This window comes from Geodermatophilus saharensis (assembly GCF_900188205.1).
In the GTDB taxonomy this organism is placed as follows: domain Bacteria; phylum Actinomycetota; class Actinomycetes; order Mycobacteriales; family Geodermatophilaceae; genus Geodermatophilus; species Geodermatophilus saharensis.
In genome coordinates this window covers 44,966-59,502 of sequence record NZ_FZOH01000002.1, presented here as the reverse complement: position 1 = coordinate 59,502, position 14,537 = coordinate 44,966, and the positions used below count along the sequence as shown (strand labels likewise).

Below are 14,537 nucleotides of genomic sequence, written 5' to 3'. Positions count from 1 at the left end.
GGGGACGCGACCGAGGAGGAGCCGTGGCCGACGACGACAGGGACACCGTCCGCAGGGAGTTCGACGAGGCGGTGAACATGAGCGCCGCGGAGCTGGAGAGGTGGCTGCAGACCGACGAGTCGCAGTCGGTCGGGCAGAGGAGCGGCGGGTCGGGGGAGTCGACGGGGCACGAGTCCGGCCGCCGGATCGTCGAGCTGCTGCGCGCGGAGGAGGGCGACCTCACCGACGACGACCACGCGCACATGCGCAAGGTCCACGGCTACGTCCGGCGGCACCTGGCCCAGGAGCCGCAGAAGGAGGACGTCGAGACGTCGAGGTGGCGGTACTCGCTGATGAACTGGGGTCACGACCCGCTGAAGAAGTGATGCGCATCGACGACCCCCGGCGCAACGACCCGGCGCAGTACGACGCGCTGGCCGACCAGTGGTGGGAGGCCTCCGGCGGCTTCGCGATGCTGCACTGGTTCGCCGCCTCGCGCGCCGAACACATCCCGCCCGCGCCGCGCCCCGGCGCCCTGCTGGTCGACCTCGCCTGCGGCGGCGGGCTCATGGCGCCGTACGCCGCCCGGCTGGGCTACCGGCACGTCGGGGTGGACCTCGGGGCGGCCGGGCTCGCCGTCGCCGCCCGGCACGGGGTCCTCCCGGTGCGGGCCTCGGTGCTCGCGGTCCCGCTGTGCGACGGCTGCGCCGACGTCGTCGTCGCCGGGGAGGTCCTCGAGCACGTCGACGACGACGTGGCGGTGCTGGCCGAGGCGGCCCGGCTGCTGCGCCCGGGCGGGACGCTCGTCCTCGACGCGATCGCCGCCACCCGGCTGGCCGAGGTGATCGCGGTCCGCATCGCCGAGCGGCTGCCCGGCGGGCCGCCGCCGGGCATCCACGACCCCGCCCTCTTCGTCGACCGGCGGCGGCTGCTGGCCGCGGCCGACCGGCTGGGGCTGGACCTGCGGCTGGTCGGGCTGCGGCCGTCGGTGCGCGACGTCGTCGCCTGGCGCCGGGGACGTCGCGACGTCGTCCGGATGCGGGAGCTGCCGACGACGGCCGTCATCTTCGCCGGGTACGGCCGCAAGCGTGAGGCGCCGCCGGACGGCGGACCACCCCTCCGGGAGCGGGTCGCGACCCCCGGTCGTACGGTCGGGTCGTGACCCCGCACGTGAGCAGCCCGTTCGTCCCGGGGCCGCGCGGGTGAGCGCCGCGGTCCTCACCGGGGCCGGTGCGGCGCTGCCGACGACGCTGGACCAGGACGCCGCGTGGGAGGGCTTCTTCGCCCGCCACTACGAGGGCGTCCGCGCCGCCCGCCGCATCTGGTCCAGCGCCGGGGTGCGCACGCGGCACGCGGTGGCCAACCCGGTCGACGAGGACCTCAGCTCGTGGGGCACCGGCGCGCGCATGGCCCGCTACGTCCAGGAGGCGCTGCCGCTGGGCAAGCAGGCGGTCGCCGGGGCGCTCGACGCCGCCGGGCTCGCCCCGGGCGACGTGGGCCTGTTCGCCGTCGCCACCTGCACCGGCTACGCCACCCCGGGCCTGGACATCCGGCTGGCCAGCGACCTCGGCATGCCGCCCGGGCTGCAGCGCCTGCTGGTCGGGCACATGGGCTGCTACGCCGCGATCCCGGGCCTGGCGGCGGTGGGCGACTTCGTCACCGCCCGCTCCCGCCCGGCGGTGCTGCTGTGCTGCGAACTGACCAGCCTGCACGTGCAGCCGGCGCAGCGGGACCTCGACCAGGTGGTCGCGCACGCGCTGTTCTCCGACGCCGCCGCGGCCGTCGTCGTCGAGCCCGGCGCCGGGCGCGGGCGGCGGCTGGCGGGGGTGGTGGCCCGGACCGACCCGTCCACGGCCGACCACATGACCTGGGACGTCACCGACCTCGGCTTCCGCATGGGGCTGTCCCCCCGTGTCCCCGACGTGCTGTCCCGGCACGTCGGGGACGTGGTCGCCGAGCTGCTCGACGGGGCCGGTCTGCGGGTCGAGGACGTCGCCGGCTGGGCGGTGCACCCCGGCGGCCCGCGGATCCTCGACGTCGCCCGGGACGAGCTGGGCCTCACCGAGGAGCAGATGGGCGCATCCCGCCGGGTGCTCGCCGAGCACGGCAACTGCTCGTCGGCCACCGTGCTGCTGGTGCTGCAGGAGCTGGCCGACGTCGACGGCCCGGTGGTGGCCATGGCCTTCGGTCCGGGACTGACCCTGTACGCAGCGTTGCTCCTGCCCGCCTGACGCCCCGCGGGGGCCGCGTCGGCGCTACCCTCTGTGACCGCCGAGACGGTCAGGGAGGGGAGGCGCCCGTGGCCGCTGTCCCGCGCTCGATCCGGGTGTTCCTCGTCGACGACCACGAGGTGGTCCGCCGCGGCGTCGCCGAGCTGCTGGAGGACGACCCCGCGCTGGTCGTCGTCGGCGAGGCCGGCACCGCCGCGGAGGCGCTGGCCCGCGGCCCGGCGGTCCGGCCCGACGTCGCCATCGTCGACATGCGGCTGCCCGACGGCGACGGCGCCGACGTCGTCCGCGCGCTGCGGGAGCGGGTGCCGGGCTGCTGCTGCCTGGTGCTGTCCAGCTACGCCGACGACGACGCGGTGGCCGCGGCGCTGGCCGCCGGCGCGGCCGGGTACCTGGTCAAGCAGGTCCGCGGGGCCGACCTCGTGTCGGCCGTGCACACGGTCGCGGCCGGCGGCACGCTCGTCGCCGCCCCCGGCCGCCCGTCCCGGGACGGCGCCGACCGGCGGCTGGCCGGGCTCACCGAGCAGGAGCGCACCGTGCTCGGGCTGATCGGCGAGGGGCTGACCAACCGGCAGATCGGCGACCGGATGGGCCTGGCCGAGAAGACGGTGAAGAACTACACCAGCCACCTGCTGGCCAAGCTCGGGCTCGAACGGCGCACGCAGGCGGCGATCCTCGCCACGGAGCTGCGCGGCCGGCGCCCCGGCGGCTGACCGGCCGGGCCTGCCGCGGTCAGTTCCCGCCGGTGCGCGGCGCCCGCCAGGTCACCACGGTGCCACCGCGGTCGCCGGCGACGGTCAGCGTGCCCCCGCGGCGCCGGGCCCGCTCCTCGAGGTTGGCCAGGCCGCTGCGGACGGGGACCGCGGGCAGCCCCCGCCCGTCGTCGGCGACCACGGCGGTGACGTCGTCCCCGGGCACGGAGCCGGCGTCCACGGTGACCCGGACCCGGGTGGCCGCCGCGTGCCGCACGACGTTGCTCACCAGCTCGCGCACCACCGCCAGCAGGTCGTGTGACAGCGCGCGGGACAGCCCGTCGACGTCGCCGCGCAGCTCCACGCGCCGCTGCACGCCGGAGCCCTCGGTCACCCGGGCGACGACCTCGGTCAGCCGCTGCCCCAGCGCCGCCGGTGGGTCCTCGCGGTCGTGCAGCTCGAAGATCGCCGAGCGGATCTGGGTGATCGTCTCGTCGAGCTCGTCGACGCTGCGCTCCACGCGGCGGGCCGCGTAGGGGTCGACCTCCCCGAGCGACCGGGCGACCCGGTCGAGGCTCAGCGCCGTCGCGTAGATGCGCTGGACGACGTGGTCGTGCAGGTCGCGGGCGATGCGCTCGCGGTCGGCCTGGACCTGCAGCTGGCGCTCGCGGCGCTGGCTGCGGGCCAGCTCCAGGGCCACCGCGGCCTGCGCGGCGAACGCGGCGAGCGCGTCGAGGACCTCGGCGTCGAAGGGCTCCCGGTCCGCGGCGCGCAGGCACACGAGCGTCCCGACCGCCGGGCCGAGCGGCACGACGGCGGCCGAGCGCGCGCCCGAGGTCAGCTCCCTGGCCACCTCGGCGCGCCGTCCCGGCCCCGGGCCGGAGCGGACGTCGTCGAGGAGCTCGGCGCGGCCCGAGCGGTGGACGCGGCCGACGTGGGTGCCCTCCAGGGGCACCCGCACGCCCTCCAGGTCGGCCGACGCCGGACCCGTCGCCGCGACGATGGTCAGCGAGCTCCGGTCGTCCTCGGCCGGGACGAGCAGCCCCGCACCGTCGGCGTCGCTGAGGTCGGCGGCCCGGTGCACGAGCGTCTGCAGGACCTCCTCGAGCGCGCTGCCCGACAGCAGGGCGGTGGACACCTCCGTCGCCGCCTGCACCCACGCCCGCTGCCGCTCGGCGACCTCGGCCCGCCGTGCGTTCTCGATGGCGAGCCCGGCGACCGCCGCCAGCGCCAGGACGGCCTCCTCGTCGGCCGGCGTGAACGACCCGCCGGAGCGCTTCTCGGTCAGGTAGAGGTTGCCGAAGACCTCGTCGCGGACGCGCACCGGGACGCCCAGGAACGAGGCCATCGGCGGGTGCCCCTCGGGGAAGCCGACCGAGGCCGGGTGCGCGCCGAGGTCGTCGAGCCGCAGCGGGATCGGCCGGTCCACCAGCAGGCCGAGGATCCCGGCGCCCGCGGGCGGCCGGCCGATGCGCGACTGGGTGGCGTCGTCCATGCCGACGATGACGAAGCGGTCGACCCGCCGGCCGTCGGGGGAGAGCACCCCGAGGGCGCCGTAGCCGGCGTCCGCCCGGGCCACCGCGGCCTCGACGATGGCGTGCAGTGTGGCCTCCAGGCGGCCACCGGCGGCGACGGCGCGGACGGCGGCGGCCAGGGCGGGCTCGCCGGCGGGGACGTCCCCGGGATCGGGCGGGGTCAGGGCCCGTCCGGAGGAGGCCGGGCGTGGTGGGCGAGCGCTCACGCGCCGGAGGCGAGGCGACGACCGGGGAAGCGCGGTGCCAGCGGGCGCAGGAGGGTCCGGCCGCCGGAGCCGACGAGCACCAGGTCGCCCCCGCGGGCGGCGGTGCTCAGAGCGTCGAGCAGCGACCGGTCCACCGCGACGGTGCGGACGCGACCGCTCACGCCGGTCTCGGCGATGGCCCGCACCACCGCGGCGTCGGCCCGGGCGAGGGCGGCCTCGCGGGCGTCGACGTCGGAGGGGCGCTGACCGGGCAGCGGGTCATCGGCGGGCGGGTCGACGGCGGCCACGGCGAGGACGGTGCCCTCGCGGCGGGCGGCCTCGCGCAGCGCCCAGACGAGCGCGCGGTGCCCGGTCGGGGACCCGTCGACGTCGACCACGAACGACGGCCCGGGACGGCGCGGCAGGAGGGGCAACAGCCGGATCGGCTCGACGGGCGGATCGGCGGCCATACCCGGATACTGACCGGCTCCTGCCCGATCGGACAGGGCCCAAGGGCCCGGTCAACGGAACTCATCCGGACGGATGGCCGGTCAGCACGCCGGTCACCACCGTCGTCCCGTCCTCCTCGGGCGGGGTCGTGCCGGCCTGCAGACCCGCGCGGGCGAGCACCCCGGCGAGCACCGGGGCCTGGTCCTCGCCGACCTCCACCAGCAGCACCCCACCGGGCGCCAGCCAGTCCGGTGCGCCGGCCGCGATGCGCCGGTGCACGTCCAGCCCGTCGCCGCCGCCGTCCAGGGCCTTGTGCGGCTCGTGCAGCCGGGCCTCGGGCGGGAGCAGGCCGACCGCGGCGGTGGGCACGTAGGGGGCGTTGGCGACCAGGACGTCGACGCGGCCGCGCAGCCGGCGGGGCAGTGCGTCGTAGAGGTCCCCGCCGTGCACGGTCCCGCCGACCGGGCCGAGGTTGTGACGAGCCCAGTGCAGCGCCGCGGGGTCGACGTCGGCGGCGTGCAGCTCGGCGAGGTCGGCGGCGGAGGCCAGCGCGAGCCCGACCGCGCCGCAGCCGCAGCACAGGTCCACGGCGACCGGCCGGTGGCCGCGGACGGCGCGGGCTGCCGCCACCGCCCGGGCGACCAGCGCCGCGGTGCGCTGGCGGGGCACGAAGACGCCCGGGCCGACCGCGACCCGCAGCCCGCAGAACACGACCGCGCCGACGAGGTGCTCCAGCGGCTCGCCGGCGACCCGGCGGGCGGTCCAGGCGGCGAGCTCGGCGGGACCGGCGGCTGCCCCGGCGAGCAGGCGGGCCTCGTCCTCGGCGAACACGCAGCCCGCGGAGCGGAGCCGGGCGACGAGGTCGGCGAGGGCGCCGGGCGGGAGTTCGACGGGCAGCGCAGCCTCCGGGGGTGGGGGGACCCGCCCACTCTGGACCCCGGCCCGGGTGCCCGTGCCGCCGGGTGGGCCGTCGCGACGGGGGCGGGTCGCGACGGCCCGGTCCCGCGGGCTACGTCGCGAGCGCGGCCAGCGCCTGCCGGACGACGTCGGTGACCACCTCGGGCCGGCTGACCATGATCACGTGCGAGCCCTCGGCCTCGGTGATCGTGGCCCCGGCCCGCTCGGCCATGCGGCGCACGACGTCGCTGCCGGCGGCGCGGTCCCCGGTCGCCACGACCGCCCAGGAGGGCAGGCTGCGCCACGCCGGGGTGCCGGTGCGCTCGCTGAACCCACGGGCGGAGATCGGGCGCTGGGTCGCGGCCATGACGCGCGCCTGCTGCTCGGAGACGTCGGCGGCGAACGCGTCGTGGAACTGCTCGGGGTCGATGGCGAACTCGACCTCGGTCTGCCCGCCCTCGCCCGGGTACTGCCACTGCTGCAGCGCCGAGTCCAGCACGCTGTCCTTGGAGTCGGCCTCGATCTCCTGCAGGGCCTCGCCCTCGTCCGGGGCGAAGGCGGCCACGTACACGAGGCCGACGACGTTGCCCGCCCTCAGCGCGGCGTTGGTGATGATGGCGCCCCCGTAGGAGTGGCCGACGGCCAGGACGGGGCCGGGGATCTGGCCGAGCGCGCTGCCGACGTAGGCGGAGTCGAACTCGATGCCCCGCAGCGGGTTCGAGACGGCCCGGACCCGTACACCCGCGGCGAGCAGCTGCGCCACGACGTCGTTCCAGCCGGCGCTGTCGGCGAACGCGCCGTGGACGAGCGCGACGGTGGGAGCCGAGCCGGTGGCGGACGATGCCTGGGTCATGGGTGTCTCCTCCTGGATCGACGGACGGGGACGAGCCTGGGGACCGCTCGGGAGCCGGGCATCGGTCGTTCGACTCTGCGCCCGTCGCCCCAGGCGCCCGGGACGCGCTGCCCGCGGGCGGCGACCGGCCCGCGCCGGGGACCGGCCCGGAGGAGGGACGAGACCGCCGTCCGCGGACGGGGTGAGTCATCTGACTCAGGCGAGGAGGCGGACCGGCCGCAGCGCGCAGCTCGACGGCGTCGACGCGCAGACGACCTCCGCGGCGACCAGCCGCCCGACGACCGGGGCCAGGGTGAGGGCCGAGTGCACGACCGCCAGGTGGACGACGGCCACCCCCGGCACGGGGCCGACGACCGGGGACCCGTCGGCCGGCACCGGTCGCGTGCCCACCCGGCCGCACGCCGTCCGCGCCGGTGGAGGTGGCCGCGATCGGCTCCCGCGCCTCCTCCCCGGCGAGCCGCAGGTCCTCCCGGGTGGTCCCGCCGTCGAGGTCCCGGGCCACCAGCAGGTCACCGCCCGCGGCCTGGCGGACCTCCGGGCGGGGAGTGGCGACCAGCGTGCGGACCAGGCCGGGAGGAGCGGTCAGGCGCACCAGCAGCGCCGGTGAGGGTGCCACCGGCAGGTCGAACCGCGAGCGGGGCGCACAGCCCGGGCGTGCCGGCACCCGCGGTCAGGACGACAGCGCGGGCCGGGACGCGGCCCGCCGACGTGTCGACCTCCACCACCCGGCCGCCCTCGACCCGGAGGGCGGAGACCGCGACCCCGAACCACGCCGGGCACCTCGGCCGCCAGGCGCCGGTGGTCGGCCAGCACGCTCCGGCGCAGCGGCGCCTCCTCCGCGCAGACCCCGGCCCGGTGACGGTCGCCTGCAGATGGCGCGACCCCTTGGTCTTCAGCTCGCCAGGCTGGTCCGTCGATCCGCGGACACCACCTGGACACCCAATGCCTCCCTGATGCGCCGATGAGGTGTTCCACAGCCTCACCGTCCCCTGTTCACGCGACACCAGCCCACAGCGCACCGGCCGTCGACCTCCAGTCGCGTGGTCAGCCGGTCGAGAGGGGCACCTCCGTGACCTCGACCCAGCTGTCCCCACCGAAGTGCACGGTGTTGCGGCAGGGGTACGGCGGCACCGGCATGTCGAACTGGGCGTAGCCCTCGCTCGGGTCCTTGCGGAGCAGGTCGATCCGGCTGGCGAGCTCGAGCCGCAGGGTGTCGCCGCGGCGCAGCAACGTCGGCCCGGGAGTCAGGCTGAAGCGGAGGACGACCGGCTCGTCCGGGACGAGGGGCTCGCGGCGCCCGGCGTCGATGGCGATCTCCAGCGGCGTGCTCCGCTCCACCTCCTCCGTGCGGGACACCGGGCGGATCGCGCCGAGTGAGAGCTGGTGGCGCTCCCCGGCGGCGTCGAGCCGGGACAGTCGTGCCACGACGTAGGAGTCGATCTCGTTGCAGCTGTAGGTGAGCCGTGCGGTGATCGGACCTGCGAGCTGGGTGTCCTGCTCGACCGGCAGGTCGAAGGCCAGGGTCTGGTCGGCCACTTCGTCCAAGCCGCCGAGGAGTGGCAGCCCCAGGGGGACCGCCACCCAGGAGCCGGTGCCCTCGGCCGTCACGTCCCGGCTCAGCCGGTGGGTCGTGGCGTCCTCGCCGGGTGCACCGAGATGGAGACGCCGGACGTCGCCGCTGGCGGGTGGGAAGTCCTCGGCGGTCTCGAAGCGCTCGGCGCCCTCGACCCAATAGCGCACGTGCGGCTGCTCGGCGTAGCCGTTGTCGGTGCCTCGCAGGACGTGGTCGAAGAACGCGAGCGCCTCACCCTGCCACGAGTAGACCGGCAGGTCGTAGGCCGGCGGGGCGAGGATCAGCCACCGGGAGTCGGCGGGCGTCCCCGCGTTGGCGACCAGGTCGTAGCAGCCGAACTGGTGCAGGTTGAAGTACCCGAGGTTCTGCACGACCGTGAACGGCACCTCGACGTCGCCGAGCGTGGCGGTCGGGCCCTCGGGGATCGTCGCCTGCGCGCGCGTCTTCTCGTCGAACATCCAGGCCGCGTAGATCCGCCGCATGAACTCCACGGGCGTGGCGTGCTCGAAGGACTCGAACATCCCCGACACCCTGCGGTGGACCAGCCGCTCGAGCAGGGGGTGCAGCGGTCCGTTGGTGATGTGGCTGACGAGCGCGCGGCGATCCGGTGACAGGCGCTGGTCGTAGTTCTCCTGGGTGTAGTTCGCGCCCATCCAGAGACTGGTGAAGAACCAGGCGGGCACGCCGGCGAAGTGGACCAGGTGGCGCCACAGGTCGGTCGACACCTCGTTGCAGAACAGCGCCCTGAGCGCCGGCGGCTTGCGCGCGGCGACGCTGAGCTGGGACACGGCGTAGTAGGAGGTGCCGAAGAGCACGACCTCTCCGTTGCACCACGGCTGCTCGGCCGCCCAGGCGATCACCGCCTCGTGGTCGTCGATGTCCTGCGGGTCGAAGAACATCACCTGCTCGCCGGTCGATCGCCCCATCCCTCGGCGCTCGACGATGACGGGGCAGTAGCCGCGGTCGGTGAACACCGGCGGCGAGCCGATCTCGTTCGACCCCGTCGGGATGCCCGCCGTGGCCGTCTCCGTGGCGTACCCACCGAAGGAGACGACGGCCGGATACCGGCCCGGAGAGCGCGGGGTGTAGACGTCGGCGTGCAACTCCGCGCCATCGGCGACCGGGACGCGCTGGTCGGCCAGCACACGGTCGCCGAGGCCGGCCATCGCGACGGCTCGCGGCTCCCAGCCGGCGTACTGCCGGCCGGCGGTGGAGCCCTTCAGAGGGACGTGCGAGGTCATGGCGATGCCTCCCGTGCGTCGGTGCTGCGGTGGGTGGTGGCGGGTCCGGTGCGGTGCTGCTCGGCGAGGAGCCCGCTGATCATCTGGATGAGGATCTGTTCGGCCCGGTCACGGAAGGACTCCCCACCGGTGGCCAGGGCGAGGACGGCGATCCCGGTGGAGGTCGTCTGCAGCAGGGTGAGTGAGGCCTCTGTGGGCTCCACGCCGAAGGACTCGAGCAGCGCGGCGCCGAGCGGAGGGATGCCGGCGCCCAGCGCGCGAAACGCACGGCGTACGCCCGGGTCGGTGTCGGCGCTCTGCGTGAGCGCAGTCAGGATCCGCGCCTGACGCAGGTCGACGAGCACCTCGACGAGTCCGGCGACCTTCGCCGCAGGATCCTCGGCCGACACCGCCACACGCAGGGCCTCGATCCGTCGGCGCACCGCCTCCTCGGCGACAGCGAGCAGCAGGTCGGCACGGGTGGGGAAGTAGTAGGTGAGATGGCTCTGGCGTAGCCCAGCGCGCCGAGCGACCCGCGGTTGGGTGAAGCCGCTGAGCCCGTCCTCCTCGATGACGTCGAGCGCTGCCGCCACGATCGCCTCCCGCTTGGCCGACACGGTCATCCTCCCGGTTGGTCCACCTACCAGGATGTGACCGACGACTCCGATCCACAAGGGATGAGAGACCGGCGTGCCATGGTGCTCGGGTGGCAGCCACACGACTCCGGTCTCGGGCGGCGGGCTTGCAGACCTCGGGTCTTGCACATGCCGGTCGGCCCGGCGTGCTGAACCGTGGTCAGCCGACCATGGGCGTGGTGCGAGCGAAGGCGACCGACTTCCTGGGGCCGCTCCTTGCGGGCCCGGCCTCTCGGCGCATCGCCGATGACCGATCAGCCTCCGGGCCCGGCGGCTCGCAGCTGGGGCACACGAGGGTGCAACTGGCACCGACTCGACGGTCGTCGGCTACTTCGTGTCTCTACAGGTCGCTGGAGCTCTATGCGGAGCGGGTGACGAGAATCGAACTCGCACTGTCAGCTTGGGAAGCTGATGTTCTGCCATTGAACTACACCCGCGGTGGCCCGGAGGCCGCGCTCAGCGTAGCAAGGCCGACCGGCGGTCGGTCAGGCCCGGTCACCCCTCGGGGCGGGGGCTGCGGATGGTCACCGTGGTGCCGGCCGGGCCGGGGACGGCGGTGACGTCGGCGACGGCGCTCATCAGCATCGACCCGCGGCCACGGTCCATGCTCGACGTCCGCTCCCGCCACTGACCGGTGTCGTGCACCGCGATCTCCACCTCGCCGTCGCCCACCGCCACCCGGACCTCGATCACCGGCTCGGTGGGGTGCTGGGCGTGCTCGATCGCGTTGGTGGCCGCCTCGCAGGCGGCCAGCACGAGGTCGTAGGCCCGCTCGTCGTCCAGGCCGGCCTCGGCCAGCAGCGCCCGCAGCCGGCGCCGCAGCGGCGGGATCGAGCTCGCCCGCGACGGGAACCGCCAGGTCCGCCGCACGCCGCGCCCGTCCTGCCAGGCCCCGGCAGGTGCCGGCGGGACCGACGACAGCCCGGCCCGCCCACCGGTGCGGGGGCGGGGCGGCGGGGGCGCCGGCGGGCCCGGCCGCGGAGCGGCCGCGGTGGCCGGCGGTGGCCCGGCCTCCCGCCGGCCCCGGGCGCGCTCGAGCACCGCCCGCAGCCGGCCGAGCAGCTCGGCGGACTCGAACGGCTTGGGCAGGTAGTCGTCGACACCGGCGTCGAACCCCTCGACGGCCGCTTCCTGGCCGGCCCGCGCGGTGAGCATCACGACCGGCACGGCCCGGGTGGCGGGGTCCGCGCGCAGCGCCTTGAGCAGCGCGAAGCCGTCCAGCCCCGGCATCATCACGTCGGTCAGCACCACGTCGGGCGGGGCGGCGGACGCGTCGGCCAGGGCCTGCGTGCCGTCGGCCGCCGTCCGCACCACCCACGACGGCGACAGCAGCCGGGTCAGGTAGGCGCGCATGTCGGCGTTGTCGTCGACGACGAGCACCGTGCCCAGCGGGCCGGCCGGGTCGGCGGTCCGGGCCCGCCAGCCGAGGTCGTCGTCCCACGGGGTCAGCGCGGCCGCGCGCACCGGGGCCGTGGTGGGCGGGGGAGCCGCGTCGGTGTCCGGTTCGCCGGAGGGCAGCCGGACGGTGAAGGTGCTGCCCTCGCCGGGCCGGCTCTCCGCCGCGACCGTCCCGCCGTGCAGCTCGACGAGCTCGCGCACCAGGGCCAGGCCCAGGCCGGTGCCCTCCCGGCTGCGCGCGGGGGAGTCGGCGACCCGGTGGAACCGGTCGAACAGGTACGGCAGCTCCGCGGCGGGGACGCCCACGCCGCTGTCGGAGACCCGCAGCACCACGTCGTCGTCCTCGGCGGTGAGGGCCACCGTGATGCCGCCGACGAACGTGTACTTGACGGCGTTGGCGACCAGGTTGAGGACGATCTTCTCCCACATCCGGGGGTCGACCGCGGCGGGCCGGCCCAGCGGGGGGCAGTCGACGGTGAGCGTCAGCCCGGCCCGCTCGGCGGCCGCGCGTAGCACACCGGCCAGCTCGGCGGTGTCGGCGGCGAGGTCGGTGGCCACCCGCACCGGCGCCGTCCGCCCGGCCTCGATGCTCACGAACTCCAGCAGGTCGTTGACCAGCCGCTGCAGCCGCTGGCCGTTGCGCAGCGCGAGGGTCAGCTGGTCGTGGACGGCCGGGGGGAGGTCCGCGCCGGACTCGGCGAGGGCGTCGGCGATCGGGCCGAGGAGCAGCGTCAGCGGGGTGCGCAGCTCGTGGCTGACGTTGGCGAAGAACGTCGTCTTGGCGCGGTCGAGCTCGGCGAGCGCCTCGGCGCGGGCGCGCTCGCTGGCGTAGGCGCGCGCGTCGACGACAGCGCCGGCGACCTGCCCGGCGAGCAGCTCGTGGAAGGTGCGGTGGTCCTCGTCGAGCGCCCGGGCCGGGCTGACGCCGACCAGCAGCGCGCCGACCGGCTCGCGGCCCGCGCCGCCGGTGAGCGGCAGCACCACCGACTGGGTGACCGGGTCGCCGAACGGCCCGCCGCTGACGCCGAGGCCGGCGACGGCGGCGTCGCCGAGGTGCCCGACCCCGCGAGCGGCCTCGGGCAGCAGGCCGGGGTCGACGCCGACCGTGGCCGCCCGCCGCAGGCGCGGCCCGCCGTCCTCGGTGAGGTACACCGCGGCGAAGGGCACGTCGAGCGGGTCGGTGGCCAGCGCCGCGCAGACGCCGACGGCGAGGTCGCGCTCGTCCTCGCGGCGGCCGGCGGCGGTGGCCACCTCGTGCAGCAGCCGCTGCCGCCGCTCGGCGACGACCTGGCCGGTGACCTCGGTGCACACCGCGTGCATGCCGGCGACCTCGCCGTCGTCCCCGAAGGCCGGGGCGTGGGAGACGGTGAAGTAGGTCTCCTCCCGGTACCCGGCGCGCTCCAGGAGCAGCAGCAGCTGCGGGATCCAGGACGCCTCGCGGGTGGCCATCGCCCGTTCGACCGGGTCCTGCAGGGCGGCCCAGCCCTCGGCGAGGGTGATCCGCAGGTCGTCGCCCAGGGCGCCGGGGTGCTTGGCGCCGATGAGCGTGGCGTAGGCGTCGTTGTAGAACTGGGTGTACTGCGGCCCCCAGGTGAGGATCATCGGGAACCGCGAGACCAGCACCGTGCGGATGGCGTAGCGCAGGCTCGCCGGCCAGGTGTCCACCGGCCCGACCGGTGTCGCGGCCCAGTCCAGGGCGGCCATCAGCCGGCCGTTCTCGCTGCCGCCGGCGAAGACGTCCTCGGCGGCCGGCGCCCCGGTGCCGCGGGCCCCGGTCCCCACGGCGGGCTCCGGGGCCACGCACACCTCCCGGACACGGCGGCGCCGGCGCAGGGGGGAGCCCACGGCGGCGTCAGGACCTGGTGGCCGCACCGGCCACCGACTGCGTGCACGGTACATCCGGCGGCTGGGTGTCCGCCGGGTCCGTCCCCCGGGCGGGGTGCCCGCTCACCGGCGCATCTCGGCCAGGAACCCGGTGGCCTCCGACCGCAGCCGCTCGGCCATCTGCGACAGGCCGGTGACGTCGGTGCCCGCGGCGCCCAGGGACGCCGTGCCGTCGACCGCCGCGGCGATGCCGTCCACCAGGCCGTTCATCTCGCCCACCGTCGTGCCCACCGAGCCGATGACGGCGGTGACCTCGTCGCAGGCGGCGCGGATGGCCTCGACCTGCGCGGTCACCCGCTCGGTGGCCCGCGCCGTCTGGTCGGCGAGGTCCTTGACCTCCGAGGCGACGACCGCGAAGCCCGTGCCGGCCTCGCCGGCCCGCGCCGCCTCGATGGTGGCGTTGAGCGCCAGCAGCCGGGTCTGCGCGGCGACGGACTCGATGAGCGCGATGACCTGGCGGATCTCCGCGGAGGTGCGCGTCAGGGAGGTCAGCGTGGCCGAGGCGTCGCCGACCGCGCCGGTCGCCGCCGAGGACGCCGTCGTCAGGCCCGCGGCCGAGGCGCTCATCTCCGTCGCCGCCGTCGCGACCTGCTCGCTCATGGCGAGGACGACGGACTCGAAGTCGTCGGCCAGCCGCAGCCGCGAGGTCTGCGCGTCGGTCACCCGCGCGGCGGTCGCGCGCATGGCGTCGCGCGCGGTGTTGATGTCGGTGGCGGCCTGCCGGTAGGCGCCCTGCAGGCCGGTGCGGAGCACGCTGCGGTGGTAGCGGCCCTCGGCGGCGGCGGTCAGCGCGGCCCGGGACTCGCGGACGAACGCGTCGCTGACGTCGAGGGCCCGGTTGACACCGTGCTGCAGCGCCACGAGGTCGGGGACGGCCTCGGAGCCGGGGACCGGGACGGCCCGGGCCTCCAGGTCGCCGCGGGCGGCCGCCTCGCAGGTCTCGGTCAGCCGGCGGACGAACGCGCGGAAGACCTCGAGCTCCGCTGCGTCGGTGCGGGTGCGTCCCAC

At 76.3% G+C, this 14,537-nt stretch carries 13 protein-coding genes and 1 tRNA gene; 4 read left to right on the top strand and 10 right to left on the bottom strand.

The window, feature by feature from the left end; genetic code table 11:
* Positions 1 to 23 precede the first annotated feature (23 nt).
* From CHC04_RS04480 to CHC04_RS04465, 4 genes are all read left to right on the top strand, one after another.
* The gene (locus CHC04_RS04480) at positions 24 to 365 is read left to right on the top strand and encodes a DUF3140 domain-containing protein (protein WP_089402728.1); all 342 of its coding nucleotides are present in this window, start codon (positions 24 to 26) and stop codon (positions 363 to 365) included.
* Positions 365 to 1,141, top strand: a complete 777-nt coding sequence (locus CHC04_RS04475) for a methyltransferase domain-containing protein (RefSeq protein ID WP_176449829.1) — start codon at positions 365 to 367, stop codon at positions 1,139 to 1,141. The genes CHC04_RS04480 and CHC04_RS04475 overlap by 1 nt, the downstream gene beginning before the upstream one ends.
* A 40-nt stretch (positions 1,142 to 1,181) precedes the next feature.
* Entirely contained in the window at positions 1,182 to 2,210 is a 1,029-nt protein-coding gene (locus CHC04_RS04470; protein ID WP_089402727.1) for a type III polyketide synthase, read from the top strand.
* A 68-nt stretch (positions 2,211 to 2,278) separates the two neighbouring features.
* Positions 2,279 to 2,920, top strand: coding sequence for a response regulator (locus tag CHC04_RS04465; protein WP_089402726.1), 642 nt, complete (start codon positions 2,279 to 2,281; stop codon positions 2,918 to 2,920).
* Positions 2,921 to 2,939: 19 nt separating this feature from the next.
* On the opposite strand, the gene CHC04_RS04460 is transcribed toward CHC04_RS04465, so the two are convergent.
* From CHC04_RS04460 to CHC04_RS04410, 10 genes are all read right to left on the bottom strand, one after another.
* A complete protein-coding gene (locus tag CHC04_RS04460; protein ID WP_089402725.1) occupies positions 2,940 to 4,640 on the bottom strand; it encodes a sensor histidine kinase in 1,701 nt (566 codons plus the stop codon).
* On the bottom strand, positions 4,637 to 5,089 hold the full coding sequence (locus tag CHC04_RS04455) for a universal stress protein (protein ID WP_089402724.1): 453 nt from the start codon (positions 5,087 to 5,089) through the stop codon (positions 4,637 to 4,639). Before CHC04_RS04455 ends, CHC04_RS04460 begins: the two co-directional genes overlap by 4 nt.
* Before the next feature lie 61 nt (positions 5,090 to 5,150).
* Positions 5,151 to 5,966: a putative protein N(5)-glutamine methyltransferase gene (locus tag CHC04_RS04450; protein ID WP_089402723.1), complete on the bottom strand. Its 816-nt coding sequence runs from the start codon at positions 5,964 to 5,966 to the stop codon at positions 5,151 to 5,153.
* A 112-nt stretch (positions 5,967 to 6,078) separates the two neighbouring features.
* Positions 6,079 to 6,819, bottom strand: coding sequence for an alpha/beta fold hydrolase (locus CHC04_RS04445; RefSeq protein WP_089402722.1), 741 nt, complete (start codon positions 6,817 to 6,819; stop codon positions 6,079 to 6,081).
* Between the two features lie 195 nt (positions 6,820 to 7,014).
* Entirely contained in the window at positions 7,015 to 7,209 is a 195-nt protein-coding gene (locus CHC04_RS04440; RefSeq protein WP_089402721.1) for a hypothetical protein, read from the bottom strand.
* Between the two features lie 654 nt (positions 7,210 to 7,863).
* Positions 7,864 to 9,633 (bottom strand): CocE/NonD family hydrolase, encoded by a 1,770-nt coding sequence (locus CHC04_RS04430; protein ID WP_089402719.1) that lies wholly within the window; start codon positions 9,631 to 9,633, stop codon positions 7,864 to 7,866.
* Positions 9,630 to 10,229 carry a TetR/AcrR family transcriptional regulator gene (locus CHC04_RS04425; protein ID WP_176449828.1) on the bottom strand — a complete coding sequence of 200 codons (600 nt, stop codon included), beginning with the start codon at positions 10,227 to 10,229 and terminating at the stop codon, positions 9,630 to 9,632. Before CHC04_RS04425 ends, CHC04_RS04430 begins: the two co-directional genes overlap by 4 nt.
* Positions 10,230 to 10,613: 384 nt before the next feature.
* A tRNA-Gly gene (locus tag CHC04_RS04420) sits at positions 10,614 to 10,684 on the bottom strand.
* Positions 10,685 to 10,742: 58 nt separating this feature from the next.
* The gene (locus CHC04_RS04415; protein WP_245816987.1) at positions 10,743 to 13,445 is read right to left on the bottom strand and encodes an ATP-binding protein; all 2,703 of its coding nucleotides are present in this window, start codon (positions 13,443 to 13,445) and stop codon (positions 10,743 to 10,745) included.
* 147 nt (positions 13,446 to 13,592) lie between these two features.
* Positions 13,593 to 14,537, bottom strand: a complete 945-nt coding sequence (locus tag CHC04_RS04410; RefSeq protein WP_089402716.1) for a methyl-accepting chemotaxis protein — start codon at positions 14,535 to 14,537, stop codon at positions 13,593 to 13,595.

Excerpts from the sequence above, each read along its gene's own strand:
- CHC04_RS04475 (WP_176449829.1), top strand. The coding sequence starts at position 365 with ATGCGCATCGACGACCCCCGGCGCAACGACCCGGCGCAGTACGACGCG.
- CHC04_RS04455 (WP_089402724.1), bottom strand. The coding sequence starts at position 5,089 with ATGGCCGCCGATCCGCCCGTCGAGCCGATCCGGCTGTTGCCCCTCCTG.
- CHC04_RS04445 (WP_089402722.1), bottom strand. The coding sequence starts at position 6,819 with ATGACCCAGGCATCGTCCGCCACCGGCTCGGCTCCCACCGTCGCGCTC.
- CHC04_RS04430 (WP_089402719.1), bottom strand. The coding sequence starts at position 9,633 with ATGACCTCGCACGTCCCTCTGAAGGGCTCCACCGCCGGCCGGCAGTAC.